Annotated in this window: 14 protein-coding genes; 8 read left to right on the top strand and 6 right to left on the bottom strand. The window is 66.8% G+C overall.

The window, feature by feature from the left end:
* Nucleotides 1-4 precede the first annotated feature (4 nt).
* The 5 genes from N4R40_RS10305 to N4R40_RS10285 all read right to left on the bottom strand — a co-directional run bounded on the left by N4R40_RS10305 (nucleotide 5) and on the right by N4R40_RS10285 (nucleotide 6,628).
* A complete protein-coding gene (locus N4R40_RS10305) occupies nucleotides 5-1,288 on the bottom strand; it encodes an ABC transporter permease (RefSeq protein WP_261607289.1) in 1,284 nt (427 codons plus the stop codon).
* Nucleotides 1,285-2,592, bottom strand: coding sequence for an ABC transporter permease (locus N4R40_RS10300; protein WP_261607288.1), 1,308 nt, complete (start codon nucleotides 2,590-2,592; stop codon nucleotides 1,285-1,287). The genes N4R40_RS10305 and N4R40_RS10300 overlap by 4 nt, the downstream gene beginning before the upstream one ends.
* Nucleotides 2,589-4,103 carry an ABC transporter ATP-binding protein gene (locus tag N4R40_RS10295; RefSeq protein ID WP_261607287.1) on the bottom strand — a complete coding sequence of 505 codons (1,515 nt, stop codon included), beginning with the start codon at nucleotides 4,101-4,103 and terminating at the stop codon, nucleotides 2,589-2,591. The genes N4R40_RS10300 and N4R40_RS10295 overlap by 4 nt, the downstream gene beginning before the upstream one ends.
* A gap of 89 nt (nucleotides 4,104-4,192) precedes the next feature.
* Nucleotides 4,193-5,338, bottom strand: a complete 1,146-nt coding sequence (locus N4R40_RS10290) for a BMP family lipoprotein (RefSeq protein WP_261607286.1) — start codon at nucleotides 5,336-5,338, stop codon at nucleotides 4,193-4,195.
* A gap of 174 nt (nucleotides 5,339-5,512) precedes the next feature.
* Nucleotides 5,513-6,628, bottom strand: a complete 1,116-nt coding sequence (locus N4R40_RS10285) for a mannose-1-phosphate guanylyltransferase (RefSeq protein ID WP_261607285.1) — start codon at nucleotides 6,626-6,628, stop codon at nucleotides 5,513-5,515.
* Between the two features lie 221 nt (nucleotides 6,629-6,849).
* Between N4R40_RS10285 and sdhC the strand changes: the two genes are divergently transcribed.
* Genes sdhC through trpS form a run of 7 tightly spaced genes read left to right on the top strand, consistent with a single transcriptional unit; the run spans nucleotide 6,850 to nucleotide 13,511 of the window.
* Entirely contained in the window at nucleotides 6,850-7,284 is a 435-nt protein-coding gene (gene sdhC / locus N4R40_RS10280) for a succinate dehydrogenase, cytochrome b556 subunit (RefSeq protein ID WP_261607284.1), read from the top strand.
* The gene (locus N4R40_RS10275) at nucleotides 7,284-7,745 is read left to right on the top strand and encodes a succinate dehydrogenase hydrophobic membrane anchor subunit (protein WP_261607283.1); all 462 of its coding nucleotides are present in this window, start codon (nucleotides 7,284-7,286) and stop codon (nucleotides 7,743-7,745) included. Before sdhC ends, N4R40_RS10275 begins: the two co-directional genes overlap by 1 nt.
* 47 nt (nucleotides 7,746-7,792) lie before the next feature.
* Complete coding sequence (sdhA, locus tag N4R40_RS10270; protein WP_261607282.1) at nucleotides 7,793-9,616, top strand: succinate dehydrogenase flavoprotein subunit; 1,824 nt, start codon at nucleotides 7,793-7,795, stop codon at nucleotides 9,614-9,616.
* Complete coding sequence (locus N4R40_RS10265; RefSeq protein ID WP_261607281.1) at nucleotides 9,616-10,374, top strand: succinate dehydrogenase iron-sulfur subunit; 759 nt, start codon at nucleotides 9,616-9,618, stop codon at nucleotides 10,372-10,374. The genes sdhA and N4R40_RS10265 overlap by 1 nt, the downstream gene beginning before the upstream one ends.
* A 27-nt stretch (nucleotides 10,375-10,401) precedes the next feature.
* Nucleotides 10,402-11,589 (top strand): YihY/virulence factor BrkB family protein, encoded by a 1,188-nt coding sequence (locus tag N4R40_RS10260; RefSeq protein ID WP_261607280.1) that lies wholly within the window; start codon nucleotides 10,402-10,404, stop codon nucleotides 11,587-11,589.
* 36 nt (nucleotides 11,590-11,625) lie between these two features.
* Nucleotides 11,626-12,459, top strand: coding sequence for an exodeoxyribonuclease III (locus tag N4R40_RS10255; protein WP_261607279.1), 834 nt, complete (start codon nucleotides 11,626-11,628; stop codon nucleotides 12,457-12,459).
* Nucleotides 12,460-12,506: 47 nt separating this feature from the next.
* Nucleotides 12,507-13,511: a tryptophan--tRNA ligase gene (gene trpS / locus N4R40_RS10250; protein WP_261607278.1), complete on the top strand. Its 1,005-nt coding sequence runs from the start codon at nucleotides 12,507-12,509 to the stop codon at nucleotides 13,509-13,511.
* A gap of 232 nt (nucleotides 13,512-13,743) precedes the next feature.
* Here trpS and N4R40_RS10245 read toward each other — a convergent pair whose 3' ends face one another.
* A complete protein-coding gene (locus N4R40_RS10245; RefSeq protein WP_261607277.1) occupies nucleotides 13,744-14,589 on the bottom strand; it encodes an endonuclease domain-containing protein in 846 nt (281 codons plus the stop codon).
* A 334-nt stretch (nucleotides 14,590-14,923) separates the two neighbouring features.
* On the opposite strand from N4R40_RS10245, the gene N4R40_RS10240 reads away from it, so the two are divergent.
* On the top strand, nucleotides 14,924-15,787 hold the full coding sequence (locus N4R40_RS10240) for an Fpg/Nei family DNA glycosylase (protein WP_261607276.1): 864 nt from the start codon (nucleotides 14,924-14,926) through the stop codon (nucleotides 15,785-15,787).

The following is a 15,787-nucleotide window of genomic DNA, read 5'->3' as shown; positions in this document are numbered from 1 at the left end:
GTGTCTATCCCTTGATGTACGGTTTTCCGGATGCCGCAGGCCCCCGGATCTGCCCCGCGAAGCCGGCGACCGCGAGGATCGTGACGACGTACGGAAGCATGAGCATGAATTCGCTGGGGATCGGGGTCTTCAGGATCGTCAGCAGGTTCTGCAGGTTCGTCGCGAAGCCGAACAGGAGCGCCGCGAGGGTGGCGCGGATCGGGTCCCACCGGCCGAAGATCACGGCGGCCAGAGCGATGAACCCGAGGCCGGCCGTCATTTCCTTGCCGAACTGCGGCACCGACACGAGCGTGAAGTAGGCGCCGCCGATACCGGCGATCGCGCCCGCGAGCATCACATTCCAGAACCGGGTGGCGTTCACCTTGATGCCCACGGTGTCCGCTGCCTGCGGGTGCTCGCCGACGGCGCGAAGCCGGAGTCCCCAGCGCGTGCGGTACAGCCCCCAGGCGACGATGGCGACCGTGACGAACATCAGGTACACGATGAAGGTCTGGTTGAACAGCACCGGCCCGATGATCGGGATGTCGCTCAGCACCGGGATCTCGATGCGGCCGAACCGCTCGGGACGGTTGAGGGTCGCCTCGTTGGGCACCAACAGCGCTCCATAGAGGAAGCCGGTGAGGCCGGTGACGAGCACGTTGAGCACGACACCGACGATGACCTGATCGACGAGGTACTTGATGGCGAACGCCGCGAGCACGAACGAGACGAGGACGCCGCCGATCATCGCGCCGATGAGGCCGATGAACGGGTTGCCGGTGATGCTCGACAGCAGTGCCGCGGAGAAGGCGCCCAGCAGGAGCTGTCCTTCGATGGCCACGTTCACGACGCCGGCCCGCTCGCCGATCACGCCACCGAGCGCGCCGAAGACCAGCGGCACCGACAGCGACACGGCGCCGAACAGCAGGTTCGACACCGGGACGAGGCCACCGGCGGCCGCCCAGACGAGGAACGCGAAGACGCCGAGGACGCTGAACGCGATCGTGAGCCACAGCGGGGTGCGACGGTAGGACCAGGCGACCCAGGTCGCCCAGAGGGCGAGGAGGGCGAGAATCGTCCAGACCGCCCAGCTCGTCGGTCCCGTCGGGACCTCCACGTCCGGCAGCGCGATCGCCGAGGTCGGGTCGCCCAGACGGAACGTGGAGATACCTCCGCGCGGCGCGAAGACGAACAGTGCGCCGAGGAGCACCAGGACGATGCCGAAGACGATCGGCACCTTGAAGTGACGCTCCTTGACGACGGTGAGCTGAATCGTGCCGTCATCGGCGACGAGCGTGGGAGTGGTCATGCCGCCACCGCCTTCTTCGCGGCCTTGGCCCGCGCCTTGGCCGCCTTCTCGAGGTCGGTCTTCGGGAGGAAGAACACCGCGCGCAGCAACGGCGGCGCGGCGATGAACAGCACGATGAGCGACTGGACCACGAGCACGATGTCGACGGGAATCCCCTGCGCCTGCATCGAGAACGATCCCGCTTTCAGAGCGCCGAACAGGATGCCGGCGGCGAACGTGCCCCACGCGCGGCTCCGGCCGAGGAGCGCCACGGTGATCGCGTCGAAGCCGATGCCCGCGTCGATCGTCGCACCGAACCCGGTGGTCACGTTGCCTTGAATCTGGTTCATGGCGGCCAGGCCCGCGAGACCCCCGGCGAACAGCATCGCGTAGAGGTACAGGCGCTCGACGTTGATGCCCGCCGCGCGTGCCGCGTGCGGGTTCTCCCCCACGGCGCGCAGGCGCAGTCCCAGGCTCGAGCGTTCGATGAGCCACCACACGAACAGGGTCGCCAGGACGACGACCACGAACCCCCAGTCGAGCGCGGGGAACAGTGGCCCGAGCAGATCGGGGAACTGCGCCGACGCGGGTGTGGGCTTCGTCTGCGGCTGGTTGCTCCCGGCCATCTGCAACAAGCCGGGGCTCCGCAGCATCCAGAGCAAGAGGTAGAACGCGACGTAGTTGAGCATGATCGTGAGGATCACCTCGTGCGCGCCCGTCTTCGCCTTCAGCAGGCCCACGATGCCGCCCCACAGCGCGCCGCCGAGGATGCCGGCCATCAGGGTGAGCGGAAGGTGGATCCACATCGGCAGATCGAGGTTGAACGCGAACAGCCCCGCGAACATCGCGCCGATGAGCATCTGTCCGCGTGCACCGATGTTGAACAGGCCCACCCGGAAGGCGAGCGCGACGCCGAGGCCCGCGGCGATCAGCGGGGCCGCGAACCCGAGCGAGTTGGTCAGCGGCCGGATCTGGGCCGCGAAGTCGGCGCCGCGCGGGTTGAACACCGCGCCGCGGAAGAGCGCTTCGTAGCCGCTGTACACGGCGTTCCACACGGCGGCGAACGTATCGCCGGGGCGCGAGAAGAAGTAGCCCGCGGCAGCCTGCACGTCGTCGTTCGTGATGGCGATGAGCACACCGCCGACGATCATCGCGAGGACGATCGCGAGGAAGGTCGTGACCGCGCTCCCGCGGAGCATGTCCTTCAGGATGACGTTGGACCGCGGCGGCGGCGGAATCTCTCCGCCGGTCAACAGACCGCTGGTGGGCGGGAGCTGTTCAGCGGGGCGCGCCGCGTCCGCGGCGCCGGGCGTCACGCCGCTCATGCGGCCACCTCCGGATCGGTTGCGCCGGCCATCATGAGGCCGAGGATGTCACGGGGCGTATCGCCCGGCACGATTCCCACGATCGTCCCTCGGTACATCACCGCGATGCGATCGGCGAGAGCGGTGACCTCATCGAGTTCGGTCGAGACGACGACGACGGGGATGCCGGCATCCCGCGTTTCGATGATGCGTTTGTGGATGAATTCGATCGAGCCGACGTCGACACCGCGCGTCGGCTGCGCGGCCACGAGCAACCGGAGCTCACGACTCATCTCACGCGCGATCACGAGTTTCTGCTGGTTACCGCCGGAGAGCGTGCCGGCCGGGGTCTGCGTACCCTGGGTGCGGATGTCGTACTCTTCGATGCGCGCCCGCGCGAAGTCCTCCAGCGCGGCTCGACGGATGGTCCCCATCCGTGAGAACTCCGGGTCGGTCGACCGGTCGAGAACGAGATTCTCCGCGACCGAGAAGCCACCGACGAGTCCGTCTTCTGTGCGGTCTTCCGGGACGAAACCGACGCCGGATTCGAGGATGCCGCGCACGCTCTTACCGACGAGTTCATCGCCGTCGAGGCGGATCGACCCCTCGGTGCGAGCCGCGAGACCGACGATGGCCTCGACGAGCTCGGTCTGTCCGTTCCCCTGTACACCGGCCACGGCGAGCACTTCGCCCGGACGCACGTCGAAGGCGACACCGTCCACGACGATCGCGCCGCCCGCGGTCAGGACGCGCAGATCACGCACCTGCAGGCCGCCCTCACGGATGACGGGAGGGTTCTTGTGCACCGTCAGCTCGACCGCACGTCCCACCATGAGAGAGGCGAGTTCGGCATTGGATGCGGTGGGAGAGGCTTCGCCGACGACCGCGCCGAGGCGGATGACCGTGATGCGGTCGGCGACTTCACGCACCTCACGGAGCTTGTGGGTGATGAAGACGATCGAGGTGCCCTCGTCGCGGAGCTGGCGCATGATCGCCATCAACTCATCGGTCTCCTGCGGCGTGAGCACCGCGGTGGGCTCGTCGAACACGAGAACCTTCGCGTCGCGCGAGAGCGCCTTGATGATCTCGACCCGTTGCTGGACGCCGACCGGCAGGTCACCCACGAGGGCATCCGGATCGATCTGGAACCCGAAGCGATCGGCGACGGCACGCACGTGCTCGCGCGCGGCGGCGAGATCGAGTCGGCCGAGACCCTTCGTCTCCTCATGGCCGAGCATGACGTTCTCCGCCACGGTGAAGACGGGGATCAGCATGAAGTGCTGGTGCACCATGCCGATGCCTGCCGCCATCGCGTCGCCCGGTCCGCGGAAGTGCTGGACGACGTCGTCGAGCACGATCTCGCCCTCGTCAGCACGGTAAAGGCCGTACAGGACGTTCATCAACGTGGACTTACCTGCACCGTTCTCACCGAGAAGAGCATGGATCTCTCCCGGCTGGACGACCAGATCGATGTGATCGTTGGCGACGAGTGTGCCGAACCTCTTCGTGATCCCGCGGAGCTCGAGCTTCATACTGGCCAATCTATCGAGAACGGACGTCTATCCACAGCAGAAACGGGGCCGAGAGGACTGTTCCTCTCGGCCCCGTCATCGAGCCGTGCTTACGGGGAGTTGTCCGACTCCACCGTGATGTCGCCGGCGATGATCGACGCCTGCAGAGCCGCGATCTCGTCGAGCAGGCCATCGGGCAGCTGCGACTCGAAGTCGTGGAAGCTCGAGAGCTTGACGCCCTCGTTCTCCAGCGTTCCGATGTACGGCGCCGGGTCGAACTCGCCCGCCGCCGCGGCGATGGTCGCGTCGTAGACGGCCACGTCGATCGCCTTCATGATCGAGACCAGCGTGACGTCCGTGACACTCGTGTCGGCGACCGCGAGGTCGCTGTCGACACCGAGCATGAGCGTGCTCTTGCCGCTGTCGGCGATGGCTGCTGCCGCGCTCTTGTAGATCGGGCCGCCCACGGGGAGGATGACGTCGACGCCCTGGTCGAGAACCGACTGCGCGGTCTGCTTGGCGGTGTCGTTCGCGTCGAAGGCACCGGTGAAGGCACCCTCCTGCGAGGCGATGTCCCAGCCGAAGACCTCGACCGCGGCACCCTTGTCCTCGTTGTACTTCTCGACACCGAGCTGGTAGCCGTCCATGAACACGGCGACCGACGGGATCTGCATGCCGCCGAAGGTGCCGACCTTGTTCACGCCCGCCTCAGCCGACCACGCCGCCGCGGCGTAACCGCCGAGGTACGCGGCCTCGGCCGTGTTGAAGACGAGGGGCTTGATGTTCGGAGCGTCGGGCGCGCCGTCGTAGACCGGGTTGCCGTCTGCGTCGACGGTCGTGCCGTCGGCGTAGTCGTCGATGATCGCGAAGTCGATGTCAGGGTTCGCATTGGCGGCCTCGGCGGTCGCGGCGGCGAGCTTGAAGCCCACCGCGACGATCAGGGTGCAGCCCTCAGCGACGGCGGTCTCCATGTTCGGCGCGTAGTCGTTGTCGTTGGTCGACTCGAACTCGAGCGGCGCGACATCCAACTCGGCCGCAGCCTTGTCCATGCCGTTCTTCGCGGACTCGTTGAACGACTTGTCGTTCCAACCGCCGGCGTCGGAGATCAGGCAAGGCAGGAAGCCGTCCACGACAGTGCCGGCGTCGCCGGTGCTGGTGGGGGTGGCCTCAGGCGCCGAGCCGCAACCGGCGAGGGCGAAAATGAGTCCCGCGGCGGCGGTGATGCCGGCGAGCTTCTTGGTGGTCGAGATGGTCAATGCAGCCTCCACATTGATATGACCGCGGATTTCGCGGACGCACCTGTCGAAGTTACCCAGTGTGACCATCGATTTGCACCCTGCACCCACCCGCGCGGGCCAATGGTTACAAAGACGCAATGAAGCCGTCACGTGGGCGGCATCTTGCGCAATCGGGCGGGAGCCTCCCGGTGTCTACAGGACGTCGCTGCGGCCGGTCAGCTTCAAGGCGTCGACGACGCCCTTGACGCGCTGCGCATGCTCGCTCGTGGTCACCAGGAGAGCATCGGGAGTGTCGACGACCACGATGTCCTTCACGCCGATCAGGCTGATGACGCGGTTCGTGTGGCTGACGACGATGCCGCTGGCGGCGTCGGAGAGGATGCGGGCATTCTCGCCGAGGATCGCGAGGTCGTTCTTGCGTCCGTGCGAGTTGAGCTTGGCGAGACTCGCGAAGTCGCCCACGTCATCCCAATCGAAGTGTCCGGGCACGACGGCGAGGCGTCCGCGCTCGGCGGCCGGTTCGGCGACGACGTAATCGATCGCGATCTTCGGCAACGTCGGCCAGATGCGATCCACCGCGGGGCCGCGGAGGTCCCGGTCGTCCCATGCCTCGGCGAGCGCGATCAGTCCCGCGTGCAGGGAGGGGTTGGATGCCTCGATCTCGGCGAGCAGCACATCGGCGCGCGAAATGAACATGCCGGCGTTCCACAGATAGTCGCGGTCGGCGACATACCGCTTCGCGGTCTCGAGGTCGGGCTTCTCCACGAACCGCTCGACGAGCGACGCGTCGCGTGCGCCGTCGACGATCAACTCGGACCCGCGTTTGATGTACCCGAAGCCGACGGCAGGCTCGGACGGCGCGATGCCGATCGTGCAGACGTAGCCCTCGCGGGCGACCTCCACGGCATCCCGCACGGCGAACTCGAACACCCGCGTGCCGCGGATGACATGGTCGGCCGCGAAGGACCCGATGATCACGTCCGGTTCACGGCGGTGCAGGATCGCGGCCGCGAGGCCGATCGCGGCCGCCGAGTCGCGAGGCTCGGACTCCAAGAACACGTTCAGATCTGCGATGTCGGGAAGTTGTTCCTCGACGGCGGCGCGGTGCGCACGGCCGGTGACCACGGCGATCCGGTCGGGGCCGGTCAAGGGCTCGAGGCGGTCCCACGTGTCGCGCAGCAGCGAATGACCCGAGCCGGTGAGGTCGTGCAGGAACTTGGGCGCATCGGCGCGCGAAAGCGGCCACAGCCGACTGCCCACTCCCCCCGCGGGGATGACGGCGTAGAAATTGGGGATCGGCTGCGACATGCCTCGAGAGTACCGTCCGCGCCGGAATTCCCCCCGGAAGACGGGAGCGCGGGCCGTGTTGTCTCGACATCGAGAGAACTTAGGTCGGCCTCACTCGCTCGGTGTCCTGGACGGCACGTAGGATGATCAATGCGCCCGTGTGCGACGCCGAGGGTCGAAAACGCCCCGGGGATTCGTCCCCCGCCGTATCGAGGTGTCCCATCACACCCAGGGAGGACGAAGTGTCTGCACCAGCACGCGTCACGCCGGAGGTCTCCGAGACCACGTCCAAGACCCCGCGCGGCACGCTGTACCGCGGCCGAGAGGGCATGTGGTCGTGGGTTCTGCACCGCATCACCGGCATCGCCATCTTCTTCTTCCTGCTGGTGCATGTGCTCGATACCGCACTCATCCGCCTCTCCCCCGAGGCCTATGACGCGGTCATCGGCACATACAAGAACCCGATCATGGGCATCGGCGAGGTTGCCCTCGTCGCCGCGATCGCCTATCACGCCTACAACGGCCTGCGCATCATCGCGGTCGACCTGTGGCCGTGGGCCACACGTCACCAGCGCCAGCTGTGGTGGGGAGTGCTCGGCATCTGGGCCGTGACGCTCGCCGGCTTCGTGCCGCGTCACCTCATCAACGTTTTCTCGAACACCGGAGGGGGACACTGATGACCGCCGACACTCTGGCCGCACCCCGCTCCCCGCAGAGCCGCGACCCGCACATCCGCAAGAAGGGCCCCAACCTCGAAAAGTGGGGCTGGCTGTACATGCGCATCTCCGGCGTCGTGCTGGTCGTGCTTATCTTCGGGCACTTGTTCTCCAACCTCATGGTGGGCGACGGCATCCACGCGCTCGACTGGGGCTTCGTGGCCGGCAAGCTCGCGAACCCGTTCTGGCAGGTGTGGGACATCCTCATGCTGTGGCTGGCGCTCATCCATGGCGCCAACGGCATGCGCACGATCGTCAACGACTACGTGACCGGCGAGACGGTGCGCAAGACCCTCGTCTGGGCGATCTTCGTGGCCGCGGGCCTGCTGATCGTGCTCGGCACGCTCGTCGTGTTCGCATTCGACCCGTGCAACGGCGTGACGACAGACAGTGCGTTCTGGGAGGCCTGCCAGGCTCTGTGAGCCCGGTACGGCGACGAGACGAAAAGTAGACGAAGAGGCATCCTGACGTGAGCACTTACCCCGACGCCGTCCTCAAGGACGGCGTGTACTACCACGAGTTCGACGTCGTCATCGTCGGCGCCGGCGGCGCGGGCATGCGCGCCGCCATCGAAGCCGGACCCGGCGCGAAGACCGCCGTGATCACGAAGCTCTACCCCACGCGCTCGCACACCGGTGCCGCGCAGGGCGGCATGGCGGCGGCGCTCGCGAACGTCGAAGAGGACTCCTGGGAGTGGCACACCTTCGACACCGTCAAGGGTGGCGATTACCTCGTCGACCAGGATGCTGCGGAGATCCTCGCGAAGGAAGCCATCGACGCGGTCATCGACCTCGAGAACATGGGCCTGCCGTTCAACCGCACACCCGAGGGCAAGATCGACCAGCGTCGCTTCGGCGGGCACACCGCCGACCACGGCAAGACTCCCGTGCGCCGTGCGTGCTACGCCGCCGACCGCACCGGCCACATGATCCTGCAGACGCTGTTCCAGAACTGCGTGCGGCTCGGCATCAACTTCTTCAACGAGTTCTACGCCCTCGACCTGATCACGGTGAAGGATGCCGAGGGCAACACCCAGATCGCCGGAGTCGTCGCGTACGAACTCGCCACGGGCGACCTGCACGTCTTCCACTCGAAGGCCGTCATCTTCGCGACCGGTGGCTTCGGCAAGATCTACAAGACGACCTCCAACGCGCACACCCTCACGGGCGACGGCGTCGGGATCATCTGGCGCAAGGGTCTGCCGCTGGAGGACATCGAGTTCTTCCAGTTCCATCCGACCGGCCTGGCCGGGCTCGGCATCCTGCTGACCGAAGGTGCCCGCGGTGAGGGCGCCATCCTCCGCAACGCCTCGGGCGAACGGTTCATGGAACGCTACGCCCCGACGATCAAGGACCTCGCTCCGCGTGACATCGTCGCCCGCTGCATGGTCAAGGAGGTCCTCGAGGGCCGCGGCGCCGGCCCCAACAAGGACTACGTCTACCTCGACTGCACGCACCTCGGAGCCGAGGTCCTCGAGACCAAGCTCCCTGACATCACCGAGTTCGCCCGCACCTATCTCGGTGTCGACCCGGTGACCGAACCCGTCCCGGTCATGCCGACCGCGCACTACGCGATGGGCGGCATCCCGACCAACACCGACGGCGAAGTCCTGCAGAACAACGACCGGGTCGTCCCCGGCCTCTACGCCGCCGGCGAATGCGCCTGCGTCTCGGTGCACGGAGCCAACCGCCTCGGCACCAACTCGCTGCTGGATATCAACGTGTTCGGCAAGCGATCGGGTCGCAAAGCGGTCGAGTACGTTCAGACGGCCGATTTCGTGCCCCTCCCCGAGGACCCCGCCAAGGAGGTGCGCGAGCTCATCGAGGGCCTGCGCAACAACCCCGGCGGCGAGCGCATCGCCGTGCTCCGCAAGACGCTGCAGGAAGAGATGGACAAGAACGCCCAGGTCTTCCGCACGGAAGAGACACTGACCAACGTCATGGGCACGATCCACGACCTGCGTCAGCGTTACAAGAACATCCACGTCGACGACAAGGGCAAGCGGTTCAACACCGATCTGCTCGAAGCCGTCGAACTCGGCTTCCTGCTCGACCTCGCCGAGATCGTCGCCTACGCCGCGCGAAACCGCAAGGAAAGCCGCGGCGGCCACATGCGCGAGGACTACGAGGCGCGCGACGACGAGAACTACATGCAGCACACGATGGCGTATCTCACCGGCGACCCGCACTCGCCGGACCCCGAGGACCACATCACCCTCGACTGGAAGCCGGTCGTGTTCACCAAGAACGACAAGGGCGAGCTCAACTACCCGCCGATGGAGAGGAAGTACTGATGACCCTCGTCGCTGAAGAGGCTGCCGTCACGACGGACTCCGGCATCCAGTCGTACCTGATCACGTTCATCGTGCGCCGCTTCGACCCGGAGGTCGACGACGAGCCCCGCTGGGTCGACTACGACGTCGAGCTCTACCCCACCGACCGGGTGCTCGATGCGCTGCACAAGATCAAGTGGGAGGTCGACGGTTCGCTGTCGTTCCGCCGCTCGTGCGCGCACGGCATCTGCGGCTCCGACGCGATGCGCATCAACGGGCGCAACCGCCTCGCCTGCAAGACGCTGATCAAGGACCTCGACATTTCTAAGCCGATCTACGTCGAAGCGATCAAGGGTCTGCCGCTTGAGAAGGACCTCATCGTCGACATGGAGCCGTTCTTCGCGTCGTACCGCGAAGTGCAGCCGTTCCTCATCGCGAACTCGAAGCCCGAAGCGGGCAAGGAACGCATCCAGTCGATCGTCGACCGCGAGGTCTTCGATGACACGACCAAGTGCATTCTCTGCGCGGCATGCACGTCGTCGTGCCCTGTCTTCTGGACAGACGGCCAGTACTTCGGCCCGGCCGCGATCGTCAATGCGCACCGTTTCATCTTCGACTCGCGCGACGACGCGGGCGATGTGCGCCTGGACATCCTCAACGACAAGGAAGGCGTGTGGCGCTGCCGCACGACCTTCAACTGCACCGAGGCCTGCCCTCGCGGTATCGAGGTGACCAAGGCGATCGCCGAAGTCAAGCAGGCGGTCCTGCGCGGGCGCTGATCTCCTCGCGCTCGATAGTGTGTGAGCGTGGGTGATCGCGACGAGCAGGCCGAAGCGTACTGGCGGGCGCGCTGGGAGCAATCGGACCTGCGTGAACGCTGGGACGCCCCGATCGAGCGCGCCACCGAACTGACCCGCAAGACGCTCGCCTGGTTCCCGATCCGGGTGTGGCGGCACTTCCTGCAGCACAACGGATTCCTGCTGGCTGCCGCGATCAGCTACCAGTCGCTGTTCGCGATCTTCGCCGCTCTGTACTTCGCTTTCGCGATCGTCGGCGTGTGGCTGGGGGGCAGCCAGCAGACCATCAACGCACTGATCGAGATCGTCAACACCTACGTTCCCGGGCTCATCAGCGAACACGGCCTGGTGCACCCCGAGGACGTCGCCGATGTCGCGCAGTCGAGTTCGGGAGCGCTCGCCATCACCGGTGCGATCGCTTTCGTCGTCGCGATCTGGACCGCGATCGGATTCGTCACCTTCACGCGCCGCGCCGTGCGTGACACGTTCGGGCTCCCCTTCGACAGGCGTGGCTACATCATTCTGAAGGCGCGAGATTTCCTCGCCGCCGCGATGTTCGGTGTCGCCCTCATTCTCGGCGCCATCCTCGGTGGCGTCGCGGCCGGGGCGATCGACCTGCTGTTCCGGCTGCTCGGGTGGACAGACCTGTCGGGGTGGGTCACCGTCGCCGGCCGGGGCGCATCGGTCGTCGTCGCGTTCGCCATCAACTCGGCCGCGCTCGCGGGTCTCCTGCGCTTCCTCACCGGCATCTCCGTTCCGTGGATGCGGGTCTGGCCCGGAGCGCTCCTCGGCGGCGGTGCGCTGGCGATCCTGCAGCTCGGGGTCGGCATCCTCTTTCTCTACACACCCTCCAACCCGCTGTTGGCGACCTTCTCGGTCCTGATCGGATTCCTGTTGTGGTTCCGACTGGCGGGCATCGTGATCCTCGTGGCCGCATCCTGGGTGGCTGTGTCGGCGCACGACGATGACGTCCCCCTCGTGCAGATGTCGGAAGAGGAGAAACGCCGCGCCGAACACGCCGCGCTCCTCGTCGCCGCCCAGGTCCGCGTCCGCGATGCCCATCTGGCCCGTGAGTCCGCCCCGTGGTGGCAGTCCTGGGCGACGCACCGAGAAGTGCGACGCGCCGAAGACCAGCTCGCCCTTGTCGAGGCCTTTGCCCCCGCTCCGGAGAAGCCCCGCGGGCTCCTCCTGGAGTGACCGCTCGTGTCGGTGGCGATGGTTAGTGTGGAATACATGCCCCGCTCGGTACGAATCGCCTCCGTCAACGTCAACGGCATTCGGGCCGCATCCCGCAATGGGATGTCCGCGTGGCTCGACTCTGCCGATGTCGATGTCCTGACGCTGCAAGAGGTGCGCGGTGAGGCCGTACACCTGGCCGACGCCCTTCCCGGTTGGCACGTCGTCAACGATGAAGCTCTGGCGAAGGGCCGCGCGGGCGTCGCTATCGCCGCACGCGAACCGCTCGACATCTGGCGGGTCGACCTGAGCGACGACACCCTCGATTCGAAGGGACGCTGGATCGAGGCCGACATCGACATCGCCGGCGAGCGCGTGACCATCGTGAGTGCCTACGTCTTCACCGGCGAGGACGGCACCGAGAAGCAAGTGGCGAAGTACGCGTTCCTCGACGCGATGGAGGCCCGGATGCCGCAGCTCGGCGAGCTCGCGCTGATCACCGGCGACCTGAACGTCGGACACCGCGAGCTCGACATCCGCAACTGGAAGGGCAACGTCAAGAAGGCCGGCTTCCTCCCGCGCGAGCGTGCCTACTTCGACCGCTTCGTCGGCCCCGCCGGCGAGACTGTCGCCTGCGTCGACGGGACGACAGGAACTGGTCTCGGCTGGGTGGATGTCGGGCGCCGGTGGGCGGGCGAGGTCGACGGGCCGTACTCCTGGTGGTCGAACCGCGGCAAGGCGTTCGACACCGACACGGGCTGGCGGATCGACTACCACCTGGCCTCCCCCGCTCTCGCCGAGCGCGTCGTGGACTATCGGGTGGTGCGCGCGCCGTCGTGGGACACCCGGTGGAGCGACCACGCTCCCGTCGTCGCCGACTACGCGTTCTGACCGGGCGGGCGGGCGAGCGGCCGGCATCCGGTCAATAGACTGAACAGGTGAGCAAACCCCGCCTGTACTCCGGAATGCAGCCCTCCGCCGACTCCCTCCAGATCGGCAACTACATCGGGGCACTCATGCAGTGGCGTGAGCTGCAGGATTCGTACGAGGCCTTCTTCTCGGTCGTCGATCTGCACGCCCTGACTCAGCCGAACGACCCGGCCGAGCTCCGCGCCAAGACCCGTCGCACGGCAGCGCAGTACATCGCCGCCGGCATCGAGCCGTCACGGTCGACTCTCTATGTGCAGTCACACGTGCGCGCGCACGCCGAGCTCGCCTGGATCCTGTCGACGATCACGGGATTCGGCGAAGCGTCGCGGATGACGCAGTTCAAGGACAAGTCCGCCCGCTACGGCACCGATGCGACGAGCGTCGGGCTCTTCACCTACCCGGTACTGATGGCGGCCGACATCCTGCTGTACCAGACCGATATCGTCCCGGTGGGTGACGACCAGAAGCAGCATGTCGAGCTGACCCGCGACCTCGCGGAGCGCTTCAACTCGCGCTACGGGCAGACGTTCACTGTGCCTATGCCGGTGATCCAGAAGGACACTGCGCGCATCTACGATCTGCAGAACCCGACCGCGAAGATGAGCAAATCCGCCGAATCGGACGCCGGAGTGCTGTGGCTGCTCGATGACCCGGCCGCCTCGGCGAAGAAGGTCATGCGCGCCGTGACCGACTCCGACGGCACCGTGCGGTACGACCGCGAAACCAAACCGGGCGTCTCGAATCTCCTGGTGATCTACGCCGCCCTCACCGGCCGCCAGATCCCGGCGATCGAGGACGAGTACGCCGGCCGCGGGTACGGCGACTTCAAGAAGGGCCTGGCCGAAGTGGTGGTCGAGGAGTTCGGACCGGTCCGCGCCCGCGCGCTCGAACTGCTGGATGACCCCGCCGAGCTCGATCGCGTTCTGGCCGCGAACGCGGCGCGTGCCGACGAGGTCGCGGGCGCGACCCTCGCCTCGGTCTACGACAAGATCGGTCTCCTCCGCCGCCTGTAGCCCCGGCATCCCCGCGCGGAGTGCGCCGCGCACACCCTCCGCCACGGACCGCGCCACCCGCACGTCAAAAGCGGGCACGTCACTCACCGCGTACCCAATGCAGGATCGTTCTCACCGGATGACTGAAGGATTGCCGGAACGACGACGTGGCACCCGCCACCGACTGCGAGCGGTCCTGCAATCGGTACATGTTCTTGGCTAGCACGGGCTGAACCTGAAGCTGTCCTCGCCGTCAGACTGGCCGGCGGGAGAGGACGAGGCCCCGTAACGCGGCCAATACCTCGTCGGGACGGTACATGATCTTCGCTGCGGTCAGCCGCAACGTGCTGTAACCGAGCGCGGCCAGCGCAAGATCACGCTCCCGGTCACGCACCTGTTGCTGCCAGCTCGCGTGGAACTCCTTGCTGTCGCACTCGACGACGAGCCACCCGTCCAGTAGCAGGTCGACCCGCCCGATCCCGTCGAAGGAGACTTGCAGCCGAATGTCGCATCCGAGCACGCGGGCCATCAGGCGCACGAGCGACTCGGGACCCGATTCCGCTCGACCATCGACCAAGGTTTCCAGCACACGGAATCGTGCGGGGAGGGCGGCGAAGACTTCCCGCAACTGCAGATGGGTAATGAGTCCGAGATGCAGCGCACTGTCGAGGGTCGCGACGGCGGCGCGCGGCGTCTGGCAGCAGACCGCGTGGACGAGCGCGTCAAGGATACCGACAGCACACGAGAGACCGGGGTGCTCCAACGGCTGCGTCCAGTGGATGACGGGCCCGCTCCGACTGCCGGGGTCGAGCCGCTCTTTGCGGTTGCTCGGCGACCGCAACCTGCCATCCCGAGGGTTGATGTGGACATGGAGTCGACGGTTCTCCAGCACGAACACTCCGAACAGCGCGAGAAGCGACAGGCAGGTGAGACGCCCGCCGACGCGCAACGCGCGCACGAAGATGTCTTCCGAGCCCTCGGGTAGGTAGCGATCTCGTCGGACATGGATGAGCCCGCCAGACCGCACAGCGGCTTGGATCGAGCGGCGCGTCTGTCCCTGCGCCAGGATCTCGGCGCGAGTCATATAGTCGGGAGTCATGTCGGCGAGTGTGACGAGATTGAGCACGCCGTGGACCCGCACGCACCGGATCTGAGGACAGACCCCCAGATGGGGCCGCTGGGGAGGAATCGTCGCGCCTGCCCTCGCCCACCTGTACCGAATGCAGGACCGGTGATGACGCGGTGCGGGCGCTCACGCGTCATTCCAGCGTTCCTGCCGCTCATCGGTGAGAGTGATCCTGCATTGGGTACGCGAGACGGTTACGCGACGCAATACGTCACACGGGTGTCAGTCGGGGCGTCGTCGGAGTGCGGCCGAGTGGCGGGGCGGCGGCGGGCTGACGGGAGCGGGATTGGCGTGGCAGGATGAGGCCATGCCGGAGATGCCGGAAGTCCAAGGCCTCGTCGACTTCCTCGCCGCGCGGGCGACCGGGCTGACGGTGATCAAGGCCACCGTGGCGAACATCGCTGCACTCAAGACCTACGACCCACCGCTCGACACACTCGTCGGCGCGACGGTCACCTCAGCCGCACGGCACGGCAAGTTCGTCGATCTGACGACGGATGCCGGGGTCCATCTGGTCTTCCACCTGGCCAAAGCGGGCTGGCTCCGCTGGTACGACCAGTTGCCGGGAACCGTGATCCGCCCGGGAAAGACGCCGATCGCCCTGCGGGTCGCGTTCGGGGACGGATCCGGGTTCGATCTGACCGAGGCCGGCACGAAGAAGTCGCTCGCGGTCTACGCGGCGCGGGATCCGCAGGATGTCCCGGGCATCGCGCGGCTCGGTCCCGATCCCCTCGACGACACCTTCACCCGGGACACCCTGGCGGAGCTCCTCTCCGGTCGCCGCACCCAGATCAAAGGGGTCCTGCGCGACCAGTCGGTCATCGCCGGAATCGGCAACGCCTACTCGGACGAGATCCTCCACGCCGCGCGGATGTCGCCCTACGCACTGGCGGCGAGCGTGGATGCCGCAGACATCGACCGCCTCCACTCCGCGCTCGATCGCACTCTGCGGGATGCGGTCGCCGCGGCATCCGGCAAGCCACCGGCCGAGCTGAAAGACGCCAAACGGCGCGGGATGGCCGTGCACGCTCGGCGCGGCGAGGCCTGCCCGGTCTGCGGAGATGAGGTGCGGTCGGTCTTCTTCGCCGACAATTCGCTCGAGTACTGCCCGACATGTCAGACCGGCGGGAAGTTGTTGGCCGACCGGAGGCTCAGTCGACTGTTGAAGTGA

Origin of the sequence: Microbacterium memoriense, from assembly GCF_025398275.1 — a bacterium.
Taxonomy (GTDB): Bacteria; Actinomycetota; Actinomycetes; order Actinomycetales; family Microbacteriaceae; genus Microbacterium; species Microbacterium memoriense.
Note: the sequence above shows the minus strand (reverse complement) of the source record. Positions and strands in the feature narration are given on the sequence as shown.